Source organism: Mesorhizobium sp. P2_D6, from assembly GCF_056404315.1.
The window spans coordinates 349607-373054 of the sequence record NZ_JBFUEG010000002.1 but is presented as its reverse complement, the minus strand read 5'-3'; the positions used below and the strand labels follow the sequence as shown (position 1 = coordinate 373054).

The window sequence follows — 23448 nt, the reverse complement described above, 5'->3', positions numbered from 1 at the left end:
CTGTCAGGCCGCCTCCGGCTCCACGATGGCAAATCCATGTGCCTTAAGTTCTGCGCTGATCCACTTACGAGCCGTAGTCATGCTCTGGCGATAGTCATCCGCAGCAAGGGACAGGGATTCGGGAGAGGTTGCCCGATCGAGATCTTCGAGCGACCACCCGTCGACCAAGCGCTTGCTGATCGCGTAGCAAGTGGCTTTACCCACGCGGAAGGCCATCGACCGCTGTGCCGCTCTTAAGATGATACTGCGAAGCGTCTCCCCTTCTGCCTGCCCCGCGAAGTGCAGCTCGAGTTCTCCAGTCATCCTCTCGACGGCGGAGTACAGGCCGTTGATGAAAAGCGTTTGCGCATCTTTATAGTAACGACCAGCACGCCCTTTCATTTGCTTCTCGTCGATCTCTGCGGGATCGTCCAATATCTCGATCGTTGGAGCGCGCTCAAGTGACTGCGCCTCCTTGGAGAGCTTGGCACCCTCTGGTGCCTTGCGGATCTTCTTGTCCGTCGCCCGCAGTCCGTAGTTCCGCTCTCCACGAAGGAAGCGATCTTCTTCGTCGTCGATGCCATCGACGTCGGCCGAGCGGGCTTCGTCAAGGCCGATATCACTGTCGTGGGTGCGCTCGGGCCGCTCAAGTGACTTCACATAGGTTGAGGTTGGCAAGCGAAATTCGTCGAGTACCTTTTGCAAGTCTTTCTGTAGATCGTCCAAGTTTTCATCCCTTGGCGGATGCGCCTCTCTGATCACGTCTTTCACCCACTCGGGCATCAGCTCGCGGACCTTCGACGCGTAATCATCAGTCGTAATCGGATTGCGCTCCTCGACAGTCGTGAGGGCGTCACGATATTGGTTCGGAAAAGCTAGGCTTTCAGGGACGTATATCTCGACCGTGAGGGCGGTGGAACCGAAAGGTATCCCGTAGTTTGGGGCGACGGCCGACCATTTCTTCCCGGTGCGGAAGTCGTATCGCTCGCCCTTATGGATCAGTGCGCAGAACGATGTCGACGATGTCGCAGGGTTGCTAAGTGCGCTGATTGTGTGACTGTAGTTGGCGTGCTTCGGGTCATGCACGTACTGGATTTTCACGCCAGTCTCGCGACAGGTTACGATCTCAGCGTTTGGGAGCTGCGGGATTACGTCTTGCAGCGTTTTGAGCGTTCGAGTCCTTCCCATCTCATCGCGCCCTCCGCCTTTTGTCACTGAGACATCCAAAATCACTTTGACGCCCGGACGAAATTCCGCGAAACGCCGAAAGATCTGTGTTGCGACATAGCTGCGGTCGACGCGGATTCCCCTGCCGATCGGCTCCGATACCGTGTCATGGAGCTCGTCCTCGCCCATGAGAACGACCTCCGTCCAGTCGTGGGAAACGTCGGCAGTCTTCCGCACCGCCTCGGTGACATCGAACACGGAGTCCTGCCGTCCTTCAACCTCGTAGGCGAAACGAACAAACGTGTCCGCTTCATCGTCGAAGCCTATCGTCACTTCGTGGACCAAGCCGCCCTTGCAAGAACGATAGCGAATGCCCGCAGGCGAGACGGTCAGCCCAGATACCTTGGCGCCAATACCAAAGTTTCCGTTGAGCGACATTTCCTTGTTGATTGAGGCAGAGATGTTCGTCGCCGTCCGAAGCTCCCTCGAACCCATTCCCGGTCCCGTGTTCCAGAACGTCAACTTCCGAACGCCTCCGATCAGCGTGGGGTAGATACGTACGGTTCGATGGCCTTCGGGTGCCAGTTCCGCACTTTCTTGAGCATTCATAAAGAACTCTCGGACAAGGGTATGTCGCGGGGCCTGTCCGATAAGGCGATTGATTAGAAACCGGTCGTCCTGGATTGTCAGGCGTTCGAAGCTCATCGCAGAGACCCTAGAGTTTGAAGACGTCCTTCTCGGCTGAGGCCGTGGATCCGAACTTCCGTTCGAGATCGGACACAGCATCACGCAGCGCCTTGATGATTTTCCTCACGTCCCCCTCATCGAAGTCGTAGGCTCTCCGGTTCGAGAGATTCCCGATCTTTCGGATAGCTTCCAAAGCCGACCGGGTCCTTCCCTCGGCAAGTTTCACGAATTTCTCTCTTTTTTGAGACATGCTTCTCTCTCAATTTCCGCAAAACCATGAAACATCAGCGAACATTATATGTCAATATGTTCCAACAATCTCCAGAATTTCACCGAGAAATTCGCAAAAAAAGTTGGAAAGAAACGCCATGCTGCTGTGGAACGCCCATCGATAGGGCGTCGCAGAGTGGGCTAGGGAGGATCTCAGCGTGGCATCGGCATAGGTGCAGTGCGCATGAGAAGACCGGTCCATTTGCTCGTGCTCGACATGGGCGAGCATGGCACCAGTCCACTTGTTCAACTTGTATGGTATTAGGTTGTCCGCTCCACTAGAGGTCCTGAGGGAGACAGCAGCCCACGCTGAAACAATTTTGACACCTGATTATTAATGTCCGACCGACTAGTCCGTCAAATTGACCCGCGCCCGAACGACGAAATCGTGGCAGCCAAGCGCATGTCCGACTATGACAGAGCGCCGAATATCATTTTGATAGGAGACCCCGGTGCCGGCAAGTCTCATTTGTTCGATGAGCTAGCGCTGGCGGCAAAAACCACTGTCCAACGCGCTCGCGCCTTTTTGAATACGCCGACGGAATTTATGGGCACGACACTATTTATTGATGCTCTTGACGAACGTCGAGCAGGACGAACTGATCAGGATACTGTCGACCTTATTGTCAAAAAGCTATTTGAGATCAGACCTGAGCGTGTGCGACTTGCGTGCCGGGAACACGATTGGTTAGGGGAAACGGACGTGGCTTCGTTTCATTCCTACTTCGCCACGTCTGGTGGATACTTTGTCTTGGCGCTGGAACCTCTTACGGTAACAGAACAGCGCCACGTGTTACGCAAGGTTGGCGTAACGGATCCTGATCAATTTATTAAAGACGCCAATGGTCGGGCGTTGTCCGAATTTCTTACCAATCCACAAAATCTCATAATGCTTGCCGAAGTCGTGCTAAAGAAGGGTTCTTGGCCCACTAACAGGCAGGAGTTACTTGAAGAAGCGACCGACATCCTTCTCAAGGAGCACAACCGTGACCGAGTAAGAAGCGGTGGGGGGCAGTTTTCAGCTAAGGAGTTACGAGCCCCCGCAGGCGCCGTTTCAGCGGTGCGCCTGATTAGCGATGTCGACGGGATTAGCTTGGCAGAATCTGAACTTGATCCCTTGTATCCAAGCTATCGAACGATCCCTTTTGCCGAACCTGATCGCATATTAGCATCGTTAGGGCGTCGCGCATTCCGGGGCCTTGGCAACGAAGCGGTCGACTACTCACATCGAGTTACCGCCGAGTACCTAGCGGCTAACTGGATCGCACAGAAAGTTCGAAGCGGCTTACCCTTGAGCCGAGTGCAAGCTCTTGTGGGAATCGACGGAGTTCCTGCGCCCGAGTTGCGTGGTTTGCATGCCTGGCTTGCAGCGCTACTCCCGGAACGAGCCGATGAAATAATCGACGCAGACCCACTTGGAATTCTCATCCACAGCAGTCCCGACAGCTTCGACTTGTCGCTGCGCATTCGCTTGCTAGATGCACTTTCGAACCTTGCAAGTGAAGACCCCTATTTCAGGCCAGAAGATCGGTCACTGTCGGCGATCAGCGCGTTGTGTAGTTCTGACATGGCGCCGCATCTACGCAGTATTTTGAAAAGTCCCAAGGCACCATTCGGAATCAAAAAGCTTGTTCTCGAAGCGTTGGGCTCGGCTCGGCCGCTGCCCAGTCTCCAAGAGGATATTGCCGAAGTCCTAATCGATTCGGGTGCTCCTTTTGGATTGAAGACGCCCGCATTGGCCGCATTGGTCCGTCTGGGGCCAGCCGCAACCGATGGGATCGTGCAAATCTACCGCACCCTCGGTTCATCGGCCGACGACATTCGACTGCGCGCCAACATACTCGCTGCGGTTTACGTCGGTCATTTTACCGGTACTGATGTTTCCAATCTCTACAACGCAGCCGTCCACTGCGACGAAGAACTGGTGGGCGGGGCGCTCTGGCCAGTCTCACAGTCCATCCCCACTCACGACGTTCCGTTGGTCTTGGACGAAATTATCAAGGGCATTGAACCCACTAGAGAGCCCGGGATTCGTAACCGAATAGAGATCGAGCATTTCATCCAGCGCCTGGTCATACGAACCCTTGAGGAAGCTGCTGAAGGCATATCAGGCGCGCGTTTGTGGACATGGCTCCAATCGCGGAATGCAATCCGCGGCGAGTACTACAATCGGGAGTTTGAAGGCATAAAGCCACTGTTCGCAGAGCGGCCTTTAATGGCTCGCGAGGTCTTCGACGCGGCCGTCGACACTTTAGGGACTGATAGTGTCAGTTGGCGTTTCAGCCGGGCGCTTCTGGATTTTCTTCCGTATCCGCTAAGTGGTGAGCCTGTCCGCTGGTTGACTGATCGTCTTACTATAGGATTTGCGAACTCCGAGATTCGGAATGCCCTGTATGAGCTTGCTTTCCAATGGGCCTATGGGAATCCGGAAGACAACATTGAGGTCTTTGAATCGTTGTTTGCCCTTGCGGACTCGACGTCCAGCCTCCGACCTACCCGGGATAGGATGGTTGCTCAGGAAATTGAATCTTGGCGGGCCAAGGACCATCGGCGCGAATTCAAGGAGGTCGAAAAGCGCAAAGCAGGACGCCTGAAGAATCTGGAACAGTTCACAACGGACATTCAGATGATAGCCGAGGGCACGCATCGAGGCTGGATGACCTGGACTGCGGAGGTGTACTTCGGCCATTTCAGGGATGTTGATGAGACTCTATCTCCACGCGCGCGCCTGGAAGAAGAACTTGGTTCGGAATATACCGCTGTTGCCCTTGCTGGACTCAAAGCATTTGTGCGGACAGAACGGTTCCCTTCGCTGCAAGAGCTCGCGGAGGCCGAGTCGAAGAACAGCTACCCAAGGGTTTGGAATGCCCTGCTCGCCGGTATGGATGAGTTATGGCTCGAGAGACCGAGCGTAGCCGATTTTTCAGATGAAGCGCTGAAAGTGCTCGTTGGAATCGACCTGCTATTGCCAACGATGTCTCAGCGCAGGGATGGGGTATGGGCGCGCGACGAACACACTTGGAAAGACCATATAGTTTCGACAAGATCAGACTTTGTTAAAGATGTGTACCTGTTTCTTATCGAAGAAAGTTTGAAATGTGGCGGGGATCATAGATCTGGACTCTATGAAATATTGAACGTCGATCTATTCGAACAGTTTCGAGATGACGTTGCCGCCCACCTTCTAACTTCTTATCCAAATCAGCCTCCTCAACGCCTCGAGGAACTTCTTCAAATCGCCTTACCTGCAAACAGAAAGTCTTTCTTGAAGGATTTGGCGAGTAGGACAATCGCCGATACGACCTTAGTCGGCGACGAACAACGCCAAATTTGGATGGTGGCGGCCTATCTCTTGTCGCCGGAAGTCTATCAAGATACACTTGAGGAATATGTGAGGAGAGCGCCATCTATAGTGTGGCGTATGCGTGCTCTTACGAGTTATGACCGTGACACTCGGAAGAAGCCAGTTTTCGAGCTAGAGCCACCGCAACGCGAGTTCCTCGCTCGGATGGTTGCGAGTCACTTTCCAAACGCGCCATACCCCACCGGCGGATGGTCTGGAGATGAAAACCCGTGGGATGCTGCGGACTATGTCCGGAGCCTACTTAGTGCACTTTCTGCCGACAAGAGTGCAGAAGCCACCGACACGCTCGAGCGACTGCTTCGCGACCCGACGATGACAACCTATGCGGACAGCATCAGGCACGCCTTGGCCAACCAGCGGACCCGCTACCGCGAGTTGAGTTACAATGTGCCACAGTGGTCAAATACCATTAGGACGCTTTCGGGTGGAGCTCCAGCAAACGTCGCCGATCTGCAAGCTCTTATGATCGATCACCTTAAAGAGATTAGCAGTCGCATCGGCACTCAAAACATTGATGTTTATAAGCAATTCTGGAACGAAGACCATTACGGACGCCCGACTAATCCCAAGATCGAGGAAAGCGCAAGGGACGTGTTGCTCGGACTCCTCAAAACGCGTCTCGACCCCCTTGGGATCATAACGGAGCCCGAAGGGCATATGGTCACAGACAAGCGTGCCGACATCACAGCAATGATACCGGGGATCAAGCTCATCATTGAACTCAAAAGGGACGTTCACCCGGAACTTTGGAGTGCGCCGGCGACACAGCTAGACCGCTTTTACACTCGCGATCCGGAAGCGAGCGGATACGGAGTATTCGGTGTCTTCTGGTATGGAAACCACGGGGCTGTCCCACAGCATCCTACGTGCCAGGTTTCTCCAAAGACTGCGCTTGAGCTGGAACAGATGATCAACGATACCATCCTTGGGGAACAACGCAGCAAGCTCCGTGCAGTCGTCATCGACGTTTCAATTCCTGATGGACAGCGAGTCTCGCCTGCTGTGCAGAGAGCGAAAGGCACCGCATGACGCCGGAATGGCATGTATAAGCCACTCACGCCCGCGAAAGCGCAGCGAATAGATCCGCCTGCCTGGAAGCGAACGTTCGAAGCAATTGCCCGCTAGAACGGCAAGTTTTCCACTATGCCGGGTATTGTGGAAAAGATCATGGCGTTACGCACCCAAGGATCGCCTCGCTCTCCATGGGATAGCAGGGCGGTGGTTCCAGTCAGTATCCAGCTAGGCGGCTTGGGCTGACCAATTTGCTGCTTGAGCTTGCGACGGCAGAGCCCGATGAATTGGGTTATACGCTGCTGGATGGTTTCGTCAGCAATAAGAATCTTCGTCCGTCCGAAATCTTCTACGACACGATACCGCAGAAACGGCGGCAGTTGCTGGGATATATCCCACGCGATCAGCGGCACCGGCACAGCTGGAAAGCTCGACTCGCGCGGCAAGTAGTATGGCCCGATGTCTATCAGTCGGTTTTCCGCAACTGTCCAGTAATGGGCGTATCCGTCGCTGGCATTTGCAAAGCCTTGCAATCCAGCTTGGTTTCCCGACCTCGCAACCATAAACGCGAGCACGTCGCCACCTTGTATCGAGGCCGGGTAGCCCAATTCAGTCAACAATGATTGAATACCAAAAGCGGCATACATGCAGCGCTTGTAATAATCATCAGGAAAAGACTGCCGCAAGGCGCGATCAACAATCGCAAAAGAACGACCTAGAGCGCTTTCGAATCGCATGCCAGCTCCAAACATTTGCGACATTATATATTACTTATCAAAGGGGAGAAATTAAACTCGGCCCCGTACCGAGTTGAAGCTGGGGTAGGTGTCACACCACCGGCAGATGACGGTTTTCTGCCGGTTCACTAGCATGTACGTGAAGCAACCTCGTCATTGAGACTTTCAGCTTTATGCAGGCGCAAAACACCCTTTCGTGCTTTTAGGTTGGACTTCGTCGCCAAGCGAAGCATTGGTAGTACGTCACAGAAGAACGCGCGGATAGGCAAGTGTAGCAGAATTTCCAGCCCGCTAGGACAGCGGGCTTCAGTCAGTACAAGCGCCGGAATCGTCCGGTCTTGAACTGAAGGATATTTTAAATGTCTATCCTCAACAACACCACTATGACGACCGACAATGCTGAAGCCGCCCGTACTGCGTCCAGCGTCGACAACAGCACCCCAACACGGAAAGCGCGCGCTAAGTCGGGGGTGACCATCTCGGAGATGCCCAAGAAAACCAAGGACGAAGCGCCGGCGCCTTCGACCAAAACCGACATCGTTCTCAAGAAGCTGAAGTCGGCCAAAGGCATTACGGTCCAAGCCTTGATGGAGGCGACCGGATGGCAGGCCCACTCGGTTCGGGGCTTCCTCTCCGGCACCGTCAAGAAGAAGCTTGGACATAAGGTGGTGAGCGAAATCGGCAAAGACGGACAGCGGCGATACCGCATTGTCGAGGCGAAGACCGCCGGTTGACCTTGATGCGCAAGAGACAGGATTTGGATAGTGAGATCGCCGACGTCGGCGATCTCACGCGTGATGAACTCACAGCAGCCTGGACAAAGGCCTATGGCTGCCCGCCGCCCAAAGGGGTTAAACGTGGGTTGCTTGAGCGGTCGGCTGCCTGGCATCTTCAAGCTAAGCGATTGGGTGGTTTGCCTTCGACCGTCAAGAAAACACTCGGGACGAACAACACGCGTCGGACCAACGTGAATGCTATCCAACCGAGCAATAAAGGGCCGGATCGCCAGGACGGAGTTCCATCACTCCGGCCAGCGTCCTCGGATAAGGCATTGACGTCGCCCCCACGATCCCTTCCGCCAAAAGTCGGCTCCCGGCTGATGCGAGAGTGGAATGGCCGGATGCACATTGTCGAAGTGGTCAACGACGGCTTCGTGCTTGACGGCAAGACATACGGATCGCTGTCGGCTGTTGCTCGTCGCATTACCGGCGCCCATTGGTCTGGCCCGAGGTTCTTTGGGCTATGACGATGACCCCTCGCCTCAACTGCGCCATCTACACTCGCAAGTCCACCGAAGAGGGCCTGGAGCAGGAGTTCAATTCGCTCGATGCCCAGCGCGAAGCTTGCGCGGCCTTCATTGCATCGCAGATAGGTCTTGGCTGGAAGCTGGTGCCAGACCACTTCGACGATGGTGGCATCTCGGGTGGCACGATGGAGCGCCCTGCCCTGAAGCGACTGCTTCAGGATATCCGGGAAAAGAAAGTCGATGTGGTGGTCGTCTACAAGATCGATCGCCTCACCCGGTCGCTGATGGATTTTTCCAAGATCGTCGAGATCTTCGACGCCAGCTCCGTTTCCTTCGTGTCGGTCACGCAGCAGTTCAACACCACGACCTCAATGGGCAGGCTCACGCTCAACGTGCTTTTGTCCTTCGCTCAGTTCGAGCGAGAGGTCACAGCCGAGCGTATCCGCGACAAGATCGCCGCGTCGAAGAAGAAAGGTATGTGGATGGGCGGCGTGGTGCCCCTGGGCTATCGCGTCGAGTACCGCAAGCTGGTGATTGATGAAACCGAAGCACAAACAGTCAGACACCTGTTCGCCCGCTATCTCGCCCTGAAGTCCGTCCGGGATCTTGTCGACGAAGTTGCGAGTGACGGGCTCTCCACACGATCGCGACAACGCAAAGACGGATCCGTTGCCGTCACCATGCCGTTTGGTCGCGGCAATCTTTATCACCTTCTTTCGAACCCGATCTACATCGGCAAGATCAGCCACAAGGATCAGGTCTACGATGGAGAGCACGAGCCGATCGTCACGTCCGCCACGTTCGAGGAGGTCCAGACGCTCCTCGCCTCGCAGGCGCCGCGGCGGCGAAGCGATTCCAATGTAACGCAACCTCATCTGCTCACCGGTCTGCTCTTTGATGAAGCGGGCGAGAAATTGCGATCGGTTCATGCGAACAAGCAGGGTGTTCGTTACCGCTACTATGTCTCAAAGCACTTCGTCGACCAGCGCCGAAACGGTTCCGAGGGCTGGCGTCTTCCAGCGCCAGCACTTGAATCAGTTGTTGAGCATCGCCTGAATCGGATTCTCAGTGATCAAGCCCAACTGTCTGATTGGATTCGGCAATGGGCCAAGGCTGGCGAAATCCAGTCAGTGATGCGGCGAGCCGAAGAGTTGCGAGCGTGCTGGGCGTCGAGCACGGCGGACGCGAAGCGATCGCTGCTTCGAAAGGTCGTTCGCAATGTTAGGCTCAAGCCGGGGGCATTGATCATGGAACTTGATCGCCGCTCGCTTTCGGAATTGCTTCTCGACCGGATTCTGCCACCCAGCGATGGCGCGCAAGTAACTTCCATCGAATGTCCAATTGGTATGAAGCGGCGCGGCGTCGAAACACATATCGTGCTTACGGACGGGTCCAACAGCAACCGAGAACCCGATAGTGCTTTGATCGACCTTCTGCGTCGAGCCCACTTGTACCTAGCCCAATTGACGGACGGAACCAACCGCAGCCTCACCGAGGTTGCCATGCTCAACGGCACCGATACATCTGAGGTAAGCCGCCTCCTGCCTTTCGCTTTCCTCGCCCCCAAAATCAGCTCCAGCATCGTTGCCGGTGATCAACCAGTCGAACTAACGACGCACCGACTCTCACGGGTCTCGGAGCTGCCGCACACCTGGGGTAGCCAGGTCACTCTTCTCGGCTTCTGACAGCATCAACAGTGCATCTAACCCACATCACCGACCATCGCTTTGGCAAACACTTGGCTGCGGAATTCGCTCGACAGAGACGGACGACTAAAAGTCAGGCGTTTTGGGCGTTCACTGCGGCGTCTCAGCCAAGTGCTGCCCCCTACTCGACGCTAACCCACGGAAATTTCGGAGCTATTCTGAGACGGTCCAAAACCCCGCAGAACGGCGGGACTGGATGGTGGGCCCGGAGGGACTCGAACCCCCAACCAAGCGGTTATGAGCCGCCGGCTCTAACCATTGAGCTACAGGCCCCACGCGCGCTGGATTAGAGTTTTTCCTTGCGCCGCACAAGGCTTTCCGGACGGGCTGGCCGAGATCGCCCAAATCAGCCCATATTCGCATCCTAGTCGACAGGCGCGACTGGATCGCAGACCGAGGAGATTTTCATGACCAGACATCTTTTGCCGCTCGCACTTGCCGCCGCGATGGCTTTTCCGGCGATGGCAAGCGCCGCCGATTCGCCGCCCCCGCCCCGCATCATCGTGTCGGGTGAAGGCCAGTCCACCGTGGCGCCCGACCTGGCGCTTTTGACGCTCAGCGTCATGCGCGAGGCCAAGACCGCACGCGCCGCCCTCGACGCCAACAATGACGCCATGGCCGCCGTGATCGCCGCAATGAAATCGGCAGGGATCAAGGACCGCGACCTGCAGACCGCCGGCATCCAGATCAACCCGCGTTACAACTACACCAACAAGCCCGATGGCAGCCAGGAAGCCGAGCTTGTCGCCTACCAGGTGACCAACACGCTCTCCGTGCGCATCCGCGACATCGACAAGACCGGCGAGATTCTCGACAAGGCGGTCTCGCTCGGCGTCAACCAGGGCGGCGGCATCTCGTTCTCCAACGAGGATCCGAAGGCAGCCGTCACCGAGGCCCGCAAGAAGGCGGTCGCCGATGCCTTGGCCAAGGCCAAGACGCTGGCCGCGGCTGCCGGCGTCAGCATCGGCCAGGTGCTGGAAATCACCGAGCAGAACATCGCGCCGGCGCCGATGCCGATCAATGCCAAGGCCTTCGATGCGGCAGGCGCCGCGGTTCCGGTACAGGCCGGCGAGAATGCCTATGCCGTGCAGGTCACTGTCACCTTTGAGCTCAAGTAGGCTTATCCAAATCAGCAAAGGCCCGCGGCAGCATGCTGCGGGCCGAACTGGCCGGTATTTTAATTGGCACCAAATAAAAAACCCCGGAGGACATGGTCCTTCGGGGTTTTCTTCGAGCCGCACCGTTCCGCGCTATGGGAAAGGGGCTCCTGGCCGACCCTCGCAGAGGATCATGCCGCTATCACAGGCTGATCCTCGCAGAGGATCATGCCTCCAGACTGATCTTCATCAGCAGATCAGTCTCCTGCCTTAGCGATAAATAACCGGGCAGCCGCGCTCATTGGCGAACACGACCACCACGCGATCACCATACTGGCGGCCGGCGACCTTCACGACGCGGCGATTGACGTCGATGAGGCGGACGCGGTGCAGGCCCATGCGCTCGGCCTTGTCGAGGGCGCGCTCCGGCGAACAGCGGCGCCAATTACGCTCGCGGCGAAAGCCGTCATCGTCGTCGCCGGTATAGACGCCGACGCGGCGGTCGTGGTTGTTGCCGAAGCCGAGATAGATCGAGTCCGCATGGGCGGGCACGGCGGTAAGCGTGCCTAGGGCTACGAGACCCGAAAGGGCTGCCGTTTTGATCGTGTTGAACATTGTCTTCTCTCCTTGTTGAGGGCTGGCGCCCGTCTTCGTCGAACCGATGGGGGGAGAATGCTCCTTGCAATCTGAACTCTTTGCGAACCGGCCGTTCATTTTCGGTTAATCTGCCGAATAGGTCGAAAGCAACCGCCCCTTCCACCGCTGCAAACGACTTGGAGTGTCAAAAACGTCCGGTCATCCCAGAACGGGCGGCGGCTACTTCCGTTCCAGACGCTTGCGCATGATGCCGAAAAGTGTGAAGCGGTTTTCTCGGACAAACAGTGTTTGTCCAGACATCATGCTCTATCACTTCGAATCTAGGGCTCGTCGTCGAGCATATAGTCGAAATAGTCGTCCGGCTCGGCAAGATCGGTCTCGCTGGCGCGGACGCGGCCGCGCATGGAAATACCGGCCTCATGCACGGTCTCGGCACTTCCCGACACCAGCCTGTGCCACCAGTAGAGATCGTGTCCCTCGGCAACCAGCCGGTAGGCGCAGGTTTTTGGCAGCCAGCTGATGGTGCGCACATTCTGCGGCGTCAGCCCGACGCAGTCCGGCACGCGCGCCAGCCGGTTGGCATAGTCCGAACAGCGGCAGGTTTGCCCGTCGAACAGACGGCAGCCGACTGATGTCCAGTAGATTTCGCCGGTATCTTCGTCCTCGAGTTTCGACAGGCAGCATTTGCCGCAGCCGTCGCAGAGCGATTCCCACTCGGCCGGCGTCATCGCTTCCAGCGTCTTGGTTTTCCAGAACGGGGTTTCCATCATGGGCTGAGATGTGGCCCTCGCAGGCGGTGAGGTCAAGCTGTACCGCCGCCGCAAATGCCGCCCGCACCATACGAAAAACATGAAGTTGCCTTCAAAAGGCCGGTCAATCGTCCTTCGTTGTCGGTAATGTCCACGAACCGGAACCAATCCGGCTGATGAAAGTTTGGGCAGGGATGGGACCTCACAAGGAGAATTCGTGATGAAACGCCAACCACGGGTACTGGCAGGTACGGCACTTGGCCTGCTGATGGCATCCGCGCCGTTGGGCGCATCCCCGCTGCAGGGCAACGCCGTTTTCGGCCCCTTGCAGCACACGGCCGCGCCACTGATATTGGCTCAGGCCGCTTGCGCCGAGGGTGAATCGGCCGAGGCTTGCGCACAGAAACAGCAGGGGGAGCCGGAACAGCCCAAGAGAAAGAAGCGCGACCAGCAGCAGCAAACAGAATCCGCGCCGGCGGAGCAGGCCGCGCCAGCGCAGGGCGAGCAGCAACAGCAGCCGCGCAGGAAGAGGCGCGACCAGCAACAGCAGACCGAACAGGCTCCGGCCGAACAGGCCGCGCCTGCCGTCGAAGAGCAGCTACCGCGCAGGAAGAAACGCGATCAGCAGCAGCAGATCGAGGCCGCACCTGCCGAACAGCCCGCCGAGCAGGCGGCTCCGGCAAACGAAGAGCAGCCGATCAAGCCGCGCAGGAAGAAGCGCGACCAGCAGCAGCAGATCGAGGCCGCACCTGCCGAGCAGCCCGCCGAACAGGCAGCGCCGGCAAACGACGAGCAGCCGATCAAGCCGCGCAGGAAGAAGCGCGATCAGCAGCAGCAGATCGAGGCCGCACCTGCCGAACAGCCCGCCGAACAGGCAGCGCCGGCAAACGACAACAACTCGCAGTCCCTGCGCAAGAAGCGTAAGCAGGATCAGCAAATCGAAGCCGCACCCGCCGAACAGGCGCCAGCCAAGAAGCAAGCGCCCGCCGGCGAGCCGGTTCCGCGGGCCGAACCGCTTCAGCCTGAGCAGCAGGCAGCACCCGCCCAGGGCGAACAGCCTCAGGGCAAGAAGAAGCGCGGCAACAAGCCTGTCGGCGAACAGCCGGTGACAGGAGAGCAGCCGGCCACCGAAGAACAACCGTCGAAGGCAGAACAACCCGCCAATGGCCAGCAGCCGGTGACCGGCGAACAGCCAGCTCAAGGCGAACAGCCAGCCCAGGGCGAACAGCCAGCCCAGGGCGAAAATGCGGCCCAAGGTGAAGCCCCGGCCGACAAGAACGCAGCCCCCATCCTCGACAGCCAGAAGGACGTCCTGCGCAAGCGCAAGGGCAAGAACGGCCAGCAGGGAGGCGAGAATGCCAATGGCGAGCTGGCCAATCAGCCCGCCCAGGAGAATGGCGAGCAGGCGCAGAACCCGAAGCCGGCTCCGGTCGACCAGGGACCGCCGCCCACCGACGACAAGTCGGCCCAACAGGCAATCCAGCTTGAAAAGATCGCGCCGGTGACGGAGGAAAAGGGCACGCGCGTAGAGCGTGCACCCGATGAGAACGTTCGCGACCGCCGGCGTCCGAAAGGCGTCGACGTCGTCAGGGAACTGGGCGACCGCGTCATCCTGCAGTTCAACAACCAGACATTCGTCCAGAGCAATGACGCCCCGCGCATGACCCGCGGCGCCAGGAACGTCTACTATGAGGATCTGTCAGGCGATCGCACCCGGGAAATCGTCGAGCGTGACAACGGTGTCCGGATCGTCACCATCCGCAACCGCTATGGCGACGTCATCCAGCGTTCGCGCATTGCGCCGGATGGACGCGAATATGTGCTGAGCTATGTCGACGAGCGGCACTATGAGGATGACAGCGACTGGCGCGATCCCGGCGACGACCTGCCGCCGATGCGGCTCGACATCTCGCGTCGGGACTACATTCTGGATTCGGAGGATGTGGAGGATCCGGACGACTACTACACCTTCCTCGAACAGCCGCCGGTGGAGAGGGTCCAGCGCCTCTATTCGATCGACGAGGTCAAGCGCTCGGCGCGTGTGCGTGACATCGCGCGGCGCGTCGACCTCGACACGCTGAACTTCGAATTTGGCTCGGCCTCGATCTCCGACACCGAAGTGCAGAAACTGGAAGGCGTCGCCAGCGCCATGGAGAAGCTGTTGAAGAAGAACCCGGCCGAAACCTTCCTCATCGAAGGCCACACCGACGCGGTCGGAACGCCGGAGGCGAACCTTGCTCTGTCCGACCGCCGCGCCGAGTCGGTCGCCGAAGCGTTGACCAATGCCTTCGGCATCCCGCCGGAGAACCTGACCACGCAGGGCTATGGCGAGGAGTATTTGAAGGTGAACACGACGGCGCCCAACCGCGAGAACCGCCGCGTCGCCATCCGCCGCATCACCTCGTTGGTGGCGCCCGTGGCGAGCAACAATTGATCTGCTTTTCCAATAGCTTGAGTGGCTTTCTGGAATAGATCAACAAAAAGGACCCATCCCGGTAGACCGGGATGGGGTGGATGTACGAACCGCCAGCCCAGTCAACAAGAATTGTGCAAGCATTAGAGCCGGCTCATTGAATCGCGAGGCCGCTCACCCCAGATTCACGACTGGGCGTTCCCTGCCCCGTCCCGACTCCAGCGGGATGCACTGAGCCCCGCCGGCCCTCCCGGCGGGGTTTTTTTGCACTACAATTAGCCTTGCAAATCGGGGCGGGCTGGCCGAAATACCCATTCGACCTCAGAAAGCTGACCGGAACCGCTGCATGAAACGTCTCGAACTTGCCATCGAATCGATCATTCTCGCTTCGCGCTGGCTGCTGGTCGTTTTCTACATCGGGCTGGCCCTGGCATTGGCCGTCTACGCACTATCCTTCGGCAAGAAGCTCTATGAATTTATCACCCTGGCCTTTACACTCGGCGACACCGACACCATCCTGAAAATGCTCGGCCTCATCGATGCGGCACTTGTCGCCTCGCTGGTGGTCATGGTCATTATCTCCGGCTACGAGAATTTCGTCAGCCGCTTCGACGAAAATGACGGCGAGGTCCATTGGCTGGGCACGATCGATGTCGGCTCGCTCAAGGTCAAGGTTGCCTCGACCATCGTCGCCATTTCCTCGATCCACCTGTTGCAGGTGTTCCTCAACTCTGCCTCCTACACGACCGACCAGCTGATGTGGCTGACCATTATCCATCTCGCCTTCGTCGTTTCGGCGTTCATGCTCGCCTATATCGACCGGCTGATGGGCCTGGCCAAAGGCAAGAAGACTGAGGCCGTTTCCCCGTGAACGGAGAAGGTGCGGCAGACAGACGGGAGCCAGCGCAGACGCGCGTGAAACCGGCTAGTAAATGCTTTTGACGTTCGTTGGCGAATTCGCAAACACCTCGTCCGGCACGAAGAAGTCGCCGGCCAGCGATCCTGTCGCACCGGGCGAATAGATCGAAAAGTCTGTCACACCCTCGGCGCGCAGCACCTCTTCGTCGATGTAGAAATTGCCTGACGTCTCGCGCGATGGCCGCAGGAAGATGGCATGCGCGGCATCGGCCATGATATCGGGCAAACGGCTCATCGCCGCCACCGTCGCGCCGCCGAGCAGATTGCGCACCGCCGCCGTGTCGATGGTCGAGATCGGCCACAGCGAATTGACCGCGATGCCGTCCTTGGCAAACTCGGCGCTCATGCCCAGCGTGCACATCGACATGCCGAACTTGGCCATCGTGTAGGCGACGTGATTCTTGAACCACTTGGCCTTCATGTCGAGCGGCGGCGCCAGATTCAGAATGTGAGGATTGCTTGCCAACTTCAGGTGCGGAATGCACATTTTCGAGACCAGGAAAGTGCCGCGCGTGTTGATCTGGTGCATCAGATCGTAACGCTTCATGTCTGTTTCCAGCGTCCCGGTGAGCTGGATGGCGCTGGCATTATTGACGCAGATGTCGATGCCGCCGAATTTTTCCACGGTTCTAGCGACTGCCTCCGCAACCTGCGCCTCCTCGCGGATGTCGCACAAAACCGGTAGCGCCTTGCCGCCGGCCTGCTCGATTTCTTCGGCAGCCGTGTAGATCGTGCCTGGCAGCTTCGGATGCGGCTCGGCGGTCTTGGCCGCGATCGTCACATTGGCGCCATCGCGCGCCGCCCTGAGCGCAATCGCCAGCCCAATGCCGCGCGACCCGCCGGAGATGAACAGCGTCTTTCCCTTCAGCGACATTTTTCCTCCAGTGGCTTTGGTTCTTTGCGCGATCCTTGCCCGCGCGGTTGCGGGATACAAGGGCCTGCGGCGGGAAGCGATGGGTGACGCTGCGGAGGCTGACATCGATCTGCGCCCGAAAGCTGTAGGATTTGTCAGGCGCTTGGTATATATTCTATACAAAAAGGTGGAATATAGATGGCGCTGTCCATCAAGAACATGGAAGTCGAGCAACTGGCGCGCGAACTCGCCCGCCGCCGGCGCGTGACCGTTACAGAGGCTATCCGTCAGAGCCTCGAGCGCGAGGTCGCGCGCGAGCGGCTGGTGCCACGCGACGAAGCCAGCGACCTGTTTCAGCGGTTGATGGCGATTGCGGACAGTGCTGGAAACGTCCCGGAACGTGAAAACGCACTGACCGACGACGAAATCCTTGGTTACGATGAGTTCGGAATCCCGACAAAATGATCATCGACTCCTCGGTTCTGGTTGCCATTCTGCGCCTTGAGCCGGGCTACGACCGTTTCGTGCTGGCGATCACTCAGGCCAGGAGACGGCTGCTGGCAGCGCCAACTTTGCTTGAAACGACGATGGTGCTCGCTGGCCGCCGGGAAGATGAAATCTTGGATCGCCTCGACCAGTTCCTGCGTACCGCCTCGATCGAAACCGTCGCATTCACCGCCGACCACGCTGCCGTCGCCCGCCAGACCTTCCTGCGCTATGGCAAGGGCCGGCATCCGGCGGCGCTGAATTTCGGCGACTGCATCGCCTACGCCACGGCACGGCTCGAAGCCATGCCGTTGCTGTTCAAGGGCGATGATTTCCGGCTGACCGATATCGAAGCAGCGGTTTGAGCAACATCAGACCAGCACCAGGCCCTGCCGCATGGCAATCGCGATCGCATCGGTGCGGTTCGCCGCGCCGAGCTTGATCAGGATCGCGGCGACGTGGAACTTTGCCGTGTGCACCGAGATGTTCAGCCGTCGCGCGATCACCTTGTTGGGCGCGCCCTCGGCAAGCAGTGCCAGCACTTCGGCCTCGCGCGGTGACAGTGCCGGTCGGGGGGCATGTTCATCGGAGAGGTCTTCCTCGAAAGGCTCGCCATCGCCAGCATGAAAATCCCCATGGCGCCCGCCACCGCCGTCGCCCGAGACGCGATAGCCAGCCGCCGCCAGCCGCACCGCCGCGGCGATCAGCAGATCGTCGGCGCCGGCAGGCATGACCGCCATCACCTCGCCGGCAGGCCGTTCGCCGCCCGCACGCCCAGACAGCAGCACCCGCGGCGTGGCGGCCGGCACGGCATCAGCGCCGCTGCCGTCGATGATGGCGACGTCGGCCGCACCGCTGCCGGCCGCGACCGGCAACAGATCGTCGCTCGCGGCAAGCGCAGCAGCCAAGCGCTCAGCGCGAACAACGTCGCCAAGCGCGATCAGCACCACCAGCCGCCGCGAGGCGGGGCCGTCGGACATGATCCGATCGTTGGCGAGCGTGTCCATCACCCCTCTCAGCTCAGCGGCTTCTCGCCGATGGTTACAGCCACATCGCGCTGTTCGCCGCCGCGCACCACGCCGAGCGTCACCGCGGCACCTGCGCTATCGGGCCCAAGCTTGCGGATCAGCTCGCGCGGCCCATGTACGGCCTCGCCGTTCCACGCCACGATGATGTCACCGAGAGCAAGACCGGCGGCCTTGGCCGGGCCATTGTCGTCGAGGCTCATCACCATGGCACCGCGCGCCGCGCCGTCACGGATCGGGTGCAGGCCGGCGCCGAGATAGCCGCGCGCGACATGGCCCTTTTCACGCAGCGTCTCCACCGCCCGCTCGATCGTCTCATAGGGCATGACCAGGGCCCGGCCGCGCGGGCCGAACAGCAGCATGCCGATCAGCGCGCCCTTGGCGTCGAGCACCGGCCCGCCCTCGAAACGGCCGCCGGCATTGACGGCAAGATTGATGCGCCGGTCGATGGTGCCGCCGCGCATCGAGCGCCAGGCCGGACCGACCTCACCGACCGAGCCTGACACGGCCAGAGCCGAGCCCTGGCTGCTGCCGATGGCAATGGCCAGATTGCCGGGCCGCACCGCATCCGCTTTGGCAAGCGGCGCGGCGCTGACAGCAGCTGCCGGTTTCAAAAGTGCAACGCCGGTCGAGGGGTCGCGGCCGACCAGTTCGGCCTTGACCGTCTCGCCCGATGCCAATGCCAGTTCGATCTCCTCGCCGGCCTCCACGGCTTCCTCGGCGGTGACGAAATAGCCGTCACGCCAGTGGAAGGCGCTGGCGGTGCGATGGTGATGGGTGGCGAAACTTGCCGTAGCGGGTGCTGCCGCAGCCGCGACATCGGCGATGGCTGCGGAAAAGGCGCTGAGATTGAAGTCGCTCATTTTGGTCTCCTGGGTTTCTTGCATGCCCCAGATATCGCTCGGCAGCCGGCTCGCAGATACTCGCCTGACGGCTAGTTCATGGTTTCACTGGCCATCTGGTCAGGTCGCGGCGCTTCCAGCCGCTTCGCACATATAGTGCGTGTCGCCCAAAAGTGCTCAGCGGTTTTGGGATGACGACACGCACAGGAAAAAATCACGAACACGCCTGAAAACACGGAGCCCACCAATGGCCGTCGCCGCCGCCAAATTCCAACCGGACGACACACTGCTCGACGCCTATTCGACGACGGTGGCAGACGCGGTGGATCGCATCGGCCCCGCCGTCTGCCGCATCGAGCGCATTGGCGGCCAGGGCGGCCACGGCTCCGGCTTCGTCATCGCACAGGACGGCTTGGTCGTCACCAATTTCCATGTGGTCGGCGACGCCAGGACGGTGCGAGTCTCGCTGCCGGACGGCGCCTCCAGCGAAGGCCGCGTGCTTGGCCGCGACCCCGACACCGACATCGCGCTGGTGCGCGCTGACGGCAGCTTTGCCGACGTGGCGCCGCTCGGCGATTCCAAGCGGCTGCGGCGCGGCCAGATCGCCATCGCCATCGGCAATCCGCTCGGCTTCGAATGGACCGTCACCTCCGGCGTCGTCTCGGCGCTCGGCCGGTCGATGCGCGCCTCGACCGGGCGGCTGATCGACGACGTCATCCAGACCGATGCGGCGCTCAATCCTGGCAATTCCGGCGGGCCGCTGGTCTCGTCGGCCGGCGAGGTTATCGGCGTCAACACCGCCATGATCCATGGCGCGCAAGGCATCGCCTTCGCGGTTGCCTCCAACACCGCGAACTTCGTCATTTCGGAGATCATCCGCTTCGGCCGGGTGCGGCGCGCCTTCATCGGCATCTCCGCCGACACCACCAATTTGCCGCGCCGCGCAGCGCTTCTGTCACAGGTGTCGACCAACACCGCGGTACGGCTGCGCAGCGTCGAGAAGAACGGCCCGGCGGCAAAGGCCGGCCTGAAGGAGGGCGACATCATCGCCGCAATAGACGGCCGCCCCGTCACCGGCGTCGACGACCTCGTGCGCATGCTCGATGCCGAACGCATCGGCCGCGAGACGCTGTGCACCGTGGTGCGCCGCACCGGCGTCAGCCAGGTCACGGTGACGCCGGTGGCAAGGGCGAGCTAACCCTATCGCTGCTTGAGCACGCGCCCGAGCAGCGACACCAGCAACGCTGCGAGGTCGCCGTCCGGGTCGAGATCGGGATCGTAGATGGTCATGTCCATGCCGATGCAGCGCCGGTCCCCTGCCAGCGCCGACAGGATCGCAACGAGATCGTCGGGATCGATGCCGGGACAGCCGGGCGAATCCACTGCCGCCATGATTGTCTGGTCGAGCACATCAACATCGAGATGCAACCAGTAGGGACAATCGGCGCGCGTCAGCGTGGCTCGGGTCTTTTCCAACACTCCAGCCGCGCCGAGTTCCTGCGCGGCAAAGACATCGATACGCGTGATGGCGGTCGCATTGATGTCGGGCCAGGCAAAATCGGCATCGCGGCTCTCGCGTTCACCGATCTGCACCACCGTCTCGTCGGCAACAAGCGGACCGGCAATGCCGGGCCACTCCGTCAACAAAGGCTCGCCACGTCCGGTGGCAAGCGCCAGGTCCATGCCGGCGGCCGAGCCGAGCGCGGCATCGACGTCGTAATTGCCGGGATGGCGGAAATCGCTGTGGCCATCGACATGCACCAGCGCGACCGCGCCGGACTGTCGCGCGGCCGCCAGCGCGCCAAGCAGGATCGAACAATCGCCGCCGATGACCAGCGGGAATTCGCTTTGCCCGAGCGCACTTGCGACGATCTCGGCAAGGTCGAGATTGAAGCGGCGGATCGCCGGACCATTGCGTAGGCGGGTGCCCGGTTGCTGTTCGATGCTGTAAGCGGGCCTTTGGAGATCGACCACCCGCGCCGGCACCAGCACCTCGATCAGACCGGCTTCGCTCAGCGCCTGCGGCGCGCGCCAGGTGCCGGGCACATGGCCGGCGTGCAGCGGCCGAAGGCCGAGATTGGATGGCGCACGAACAAGGCAGATGTCACGCATGCAACAGGACCAGCTTCAGCATCATCCAGCATAGACTGCATCGCGTGACCCCGGCCACAGAGGCCGGAGCCGCTGCCGACACTTGCTGCCATCGCTTAGGTGCCCGCCGCGCCCTCCGCGAACTGCGCCAGAAACTCCTCGCTGGGTGGAATCGGCTTGATGACGTCGATCAGCACGCCATTGGGATCCCTGGTGATGAAATGTCGCTGGCCGAAGGGTTCGTCGCGCAGCGAGCGCAGGATCGGCAGGCCGGCCGCAACGATCCGCTCATAAACCGCGTCCGGATCCCTGACCTCGAAATTGATCAGCAGCCCCGACGTGCGGCCGCGCCCCTCTTCCGGGATCGTTTCGTGGTCGCCGTGGACGATGCCGAGATTGACCCGGCGATCCTCGGCCGACTGCAGATGTGCATACCAGTCGCTCGCAAACAGCGGCTTGAAGCGGAAGTGGTTGATATAGAAGGCTTTCGTGCCGGCTACGTCGCCCGTCATCAACACCGGATAATAGCTCGTCGTCTTCATCTTTCTTTCTCCCGTCAGCTAACATACAGTCTGCATGTAAATTGAAATAACATACAGGCTGCATGTATGCAACGAGAAACCGCGCGCCGCTCCAATCGCGATCGCACCGAGGCAACGCGTGCCGACCTGATCGCCGCCGCGCGCAAACTGTTCATTGAAAAATCCTATGCCGAGACCGGCACGCCGGAGATCGTAGCGGCCGCCGGCGTCACCCGCGGCGCGCTCTACCACCATTTCGCCGACAAGCAGGCGCTGTTTGCCGCCGTGGTCGAGCAGGAGGCAGAAGCTGTCGCCGCCGAGATCGATCGTGCCTCGCCGCCGTCGCTGTTTGCCCGCGACGCGCTGATCGCCGGATCGGACGCCTATCTCGCTGCCATGCGTCTCCCCGGCCGCACTCGGCTGCTGCTACTCGATGGTCCGGCCGTGCTCGGCCGTGCCGCCATGGACATGATCGACAACCGCCATGGTAACCGTTCGCTGCGTGAGGGTCTGGTCGCGGCGATGCGGGCCAACACAATGACGAGACTGCCGGCCGATGCGCTGACCGCTTTGCTCGCCGCCGCCTTCGATCGCGCGGCACTTGCCGTCGAGGCCGGCGCCTCAGCCGAAGACTATCGCGCCGTGCTCATGGCGCTGATCGATGGGCTGTCCCCGCCTCTTCCTCAGGCAGGTCGTCCGGTTCGGACTCGTTGAAGCAGCCGAGCTGGCGCTTGAACTGCTCGATCAGCCAGGCCGCCGCCGGCTTCGGGCTGCTGTCGTTGCGATGCATGGCAAACATCGGCGAGCGCACCTCGCTAAAGGGTTCGAGGTCGAGCTCCACCAGCCTGCCGCTGGCCAGATCGTCGGCGATCAGCCAGCGCGGCAGCCCACCCCAGCCCAGCCCCTCGCGCATCAACGTATGCTTGATGCGCACGTCCGTCAGGCGCCAGGTGCGATAAGCGAAGACACCGAAGTCGCGTCCCTTGGTGCGTTCAGACTGGTCGGTGACAACCAGCTGGGTGTGCTCTCGCGCATCCTCGATCGCCACCGGTTTCGGCAGCAGTGCCAGAGGATGGGTGGGGGCGGCAGCCAGCACGATCGACATGAAGCCGATGCGCACGAGATGCACGTCGACCTCGCCCAGCAGGCCACCGATACCAAGGTCGGCCTGGCCGCTGACAACATGATCGGGGATCACGCCGAGCGTGCCGATGTGCACGCGCAGCATCACGGTCGGAAAATGCGCCTCGAATGCTTTCAGCACCCGCACCAGCACTGGCGAAGGCAGCGCCGCGTCGACCGACAGCGCCACTTCGGCCTCCAGCCCCTGATGATGGCCATCGGCACGCGAACGGATGCGCTGCAGCATGCCGACCATGCGCCGCGCATCCTCCAGCATCGCCCGGCCGATCTCGGTCAGCTGTGGCTCGCGCGTGCCCTCGCGCTCGAACAGTTTTAGTCCAAGCTGTGCCTCGAGATTGGCGATGCCGTAGCTGATGACGGACTGTGCCCGGTTGAGCTTACGGCCGGCGGCCGAAAAGCTGCCGGTTTCTGCAACCGTCACAAAGATCTGAAGTTGGTCGAGTGTCGGATTAGGCTGCATAGACTTATCCGGATTATGGATCGATCATATAGAAAATATACCAGTTTTTCGAATGGGTCGGTAGCCCCATATCTGGCGGGACAATT

The 23448-nt window shown here is 60.0% G+C and carries 23 protein-coding genes and 1 tRNA gene; 11 read left to right on the top strand and 13 right to left on the bottom strand.

The window, feature by feature from the left end; translation table 11 throughout:
• Positions 1 to 3 precede the first annotated feature (3 nt).
• The 3 genes from AC1D1L_RS05015 to AC1D1L_RS05005 all read right to left on the bottom strand — a co-directional run bounded on the left by AC1D1L_RS05015 (position 4) and on the right by AC1D1L_RS05005 (position 2332).
• Entirely contained in the window at positions 4 to 1851 is a 1848-nt protein-coding gene (locus AC1D1L_RS05015; protein WP_477339291.1) for a hypothetical protein, read from the bottom strand.
• Positions 1852 to 1861: 10 nt separating this feature from the next.
• Positions 1862 to 2059, bottom strand: coding sequence for a hypothetical protein (locus AC1D1L_RS05010; RefSeq protein ID WP_477339289.1), 198 nt, complete (start codon positions 2057 to 2059; stop codon positions 1862 to 1864).
• Between the two features lie 75 nt (positions 2060 to 2134).
• Positions 2135 to 2332, bottom strand: a complete 198-nt coding sequence (locus AC1D1L_RS05005) for a hypothetical protein (RefSeq protein WP_477339287.1) — start codon at positions 2330 to 2332, stop codon at positions 2135 to 2137.
• A 174-nt stretch (positions 2333 to 2506) separates the two neighbouring features.
• Here AC1D1L_RS05005 and AC1D1L_RS05000 point away from each other — a divergent pair, with 174 nt between their 5' ends.
• Positions 2507 to 6496, top strand: coding sequence for an NACHT domain-containing protein (locus tag AC1D1L_RS05000; protein ID WP_477339285.1), 3990 nt, complete (start codon positions 2507 to 2509; stop codon positions 6494 to 6496).
• A gap of 92 nt (positions 6497 to 6588) precedes the next feature.
• On the opposite strand, the gene AC1D1L_RS04995 is transcribed toward AC1D1L_RS05000, so the two are convergent.
• A complete protein-coding gene (locus AC1D1L_RS04995; RefSeq protein ID WP_477339284.1) occupies positions 6589 to 7215 on the bottom strand; it encodes a hypothetical protein in 627 nt (208 codons plus the stop codon).
• Between the two features lie 359 nt (positions 7216 to 7574).
• Here AC1D1L_RS04995 and AC1D1L_RS04990 point away from each other — a divergent pair, with 359 nt between their 5' ends.
• From AC1D1L_RS04990 to AC1D1L_RS04980, 3 genes are read left to right on the top strand one after another with little or no spacing between them, the layout of a single operon-like run.
• Positions 7575 to 7949 carry a DUF3489 domain-containing protein gene (locus AC1D1L_RS04990; RefSeq protein ID WP_477339282.1) on the top strand — a complete coding sequence of 125 codons (375 nt, stop codon included), beginning with the start codon at positions 7575 to 7577 and terminating at the stop codon, positions 7947 to 7949.
• Between the two features lie 5 nt (positions 7950 to 7954).
• The gene (locus AC1D1L_RS04985; protein ID WP_477339280.1) at positions 7955 to 8461 is read left to right on the top strand and encodes a DUF2924 domain-containing protein; all 507 of its coding nucleotides are present in this window, start codon (positions 7955 to 7957) and stop codon (positions 8459 to 8461) included.
• Positions 8462 to 8463: 2 nt separating this feature from the next.
• Entirely contained in the window at positions 8464 to 10146 is a 1683-nt protein-coding gene (locus tag AC1D1L_RS04980; RefSeq protein ID WP_477339278.1) for a recombinase family protein, read from the top strand.
• Between the two features lie 218 nt (positions 10147 to 10364).
• Here the strand turns inward: AC1D1L_RS04980 and AC1D1L_RS04975 are convergent.
• Positions 10365 to 10440, bottom strand: a tRNA-Ile gene (locus AC1D1L_RS04975).
• 134 nt (positions 10441 to 10574) lie between these two features.
• Here AC1D1L_RS04975 and AC1D1L_RS04970 point away from each other — a divergent pair.
• The gene (locus AC1D1L_RS04970) at positions 10575 to 11285 is read left to right on the top strand and encodes an SIMPL domain-containing protein (protein WP_477339276.1); all 711 of its coding nucleotides are present in this window, start codon (positions 10575 to 10577) and stop codon (positions 11283 to 11285) included.
• Between the two features lie 249 nt (positions 11286 to 11534).
• On the opposite strand, the gene AC1D1L_RS04965 is transcribed toward AC1D1L_RS04970, so the two are convergent.
• Positions 11535 to 11879: a hypothetical protein gene (locus tag AC1D1L_RS04965; RefSeq protein WP_477339274.1), complete on the bottom strand. Its 345-nt coding sequence runs from the start codon at positions 11877 to 11879 to the stop codon at positions 11535 to 11537.
• A 302-nt stretch (positions 11880 to 12181) separates the two neighbouring features.
• A complete protein-coding gene (locus AC1D1L_RS04960) occupies positions 12182 to 12628 on the bottom strand; it encodes a YcgN family cysteine cluster protein (RefSeq protein WP_112563363.1) in 447 nt (148 codons plus the stop codon).
• Between the two features lie 202 nt (positions 12629 to 12830).
• On the opposite strand from AC1D1L_RS04960, the gene AC1D1L_RS04955 reads away from it, so the two are divergent.
• The gene (locus tag AC1D1L_RS04955) at positions 12831 to 15044 is read left to right on the top strand and encodes an OmpA family protein (RefSeq protein ID WP_477339272.1); all 2214 of its coding nucleotides are present in this window, start codon (positions 12831 to 12833) and stop codon (positions 15042 to 15044) included.
• 325 nt (positions 15045 to 15369) lie between these two features.
• Entirely contained in the window at positions 15370 to 15894 is a 525-nt protein-coding gene (locus AC1D1L_RS04950) for a TIGR00645 family protein (RefSeq protein WP_192259993.1), read from the top strand.
• 54 nt (positions 15895 to 15948) lie between these two features.
• Here AC1D1L_RS04950 and AC1D1L_RS04945 read toward each other — a convergent pair whose 3' ends face one another.
• The gene (locus AC1D1L_RS04945) at positions 15949 to 16815 is read right to left on the bottom strand and encodes an SDR family oxidoreductase (RefSeq protein WP_352589637.1); all 867 of its coding nucleotides are present in this window, start codon (positions 16813 to 16815) and stop codon (positions 15949 to 15951) included.
• Between the two features lie 177 nt (positions 16816 to 16992).
• On the opposite strand from AC1D1L_RS04945, the gene AC1D1L_RS04940 reads away from it, so the two are divergent.
• Both AC1D1L_RS04940 and AC1D1L_RS04935 read left to right on the top strand, forming a co-directional pair.
• Entirely contained in the window at positions 16993 to 17259 is a 267-nt protein-coding gene (locus AC1D1L_RS04940) for a type II toxin-antitoxin system VapB family antitoxin (protein WP_352589640.1), read from the top strand.
• Positions 17256 to 17645, top strand: coding sequence for a type II toxin-antitoxin system VapC family toxin (locus tag AC1D1L_RS04935; RefSeq protein WP_477339269.1), 390 nt, complete (start codon positions 17256 to 17258; stop codon positions 17643 to 17645). The genes AC1D1L_RS04940 and AC1D1L_RS04935 overlap by 4 nt, the downstream gene beginning before the upstream one ends.
• A 6-nt stretch (positions 17646 to 17651) precedes the next feature.
• Here AC1D1L_RS04935 and AC1D1L_RS04930 read toward each other — a convergent pair whose 3' ends face one another.
• Complete coding sequence (locus tag AC1D1L_RS04930) at positions 17652 to 18287, bottom strand: helix-turn-helix transcriptional regulator (protein ID WP_112563265.1); 636 nt, start codon at positions 18285 to 18287, stop codon at positions 17652 to 17654.
• Between the two features lie 8 nt (positions 18288 to 18295).
• Positions 18296 to 19168 (bottom strand): S1C family serine protease, encoded by an 873-nt coding sequence (locus AC1D1L_RS04925; RefSeq protein WP_477339267.1) that lies wholly within the window; start codon positions 19166 to 19168, stop codon positions 18296 to 18298.
• Positions 19169 to 19394: 226 nt separating this feature from the next.
• Here AC1D1L_RS04925 and AC1D1L_RS04920 point away from each other — a divergent pair, with 226 nt between their 5' ends.
• Positions 19395 to 20345, top strand: a complete 951-nt coding sequence (locus AC1D1L_RS04920) for a S1C family serine protease (protein ID WP_477339265.1) — start codon at positions 19395 to 19397, stop codon at positions 20343 to 20345.
• 2 nt (positions 20346 to 20347) lie between these two features.
• Here the strand turns inward: AC1D1L_RS04920 and AC1D1L_RS04915 are convergent, their stop codons facing one another.
• A complete protein-coding gene (locus tag AC1D1L_RS04915; protein WP_477339263.1) occupies positions 20348 to 21259 on the bottom strand; it encodes an arginase family protein in 912 nt (303 codons plus the stop codon).
• A gap of 95 nt (positions 21260 to 21354) precedes the next feature.
• Positions 21355 to 21780 carry a VOC family protein gene (locus AC1D1L_RS04910; RefSeq protein ID WP_477339261.1) on the bottom strand — a complete coding sequence of 142 codons (426 nt, stop codon included), beginning with the start codon at positions 21778 to 21780 and terminating at the stop codon, positions 21355 to 21357.
• A gap of 66 nt (positions 21781 to 21846) precedes the next feature.
• Here AC1D1L_RS04910 and AC1D1L_RS04905 point away from each other — a divergent pair, with 66 nt between their 5' ends.
• On the top strand, positions 21847 to 22473 hold the full coding sequence (locus AC1D1L_RS04905; protein ID WP_477339259.1) for a TetR/AcrR family transcriptional regulator: 627 nt from the start codon (positions 21847 to 21849) through the stop codon (positions 22471 to 22473).
• Here the strand turns inward: AC1D1L_RS04905 and AC1D1L_RS04900 are convergent.
• Positions 22406 to 23362, bottom strand: coding sequence for a LysR family transcriptional regulator (locus tag AC1D1L_RS04900; protein WP_477339257.1), 957 nt, complete (start codon positions 23360 to 23362; stop codon positions 22406 to 22408). The genes AC1D1L_RS04905 and AC1D1L_RS04900 overlap by 68 nt on opposite strands.
• Positions 23363 to 23448: the final 86 nt, after the last annotated feature.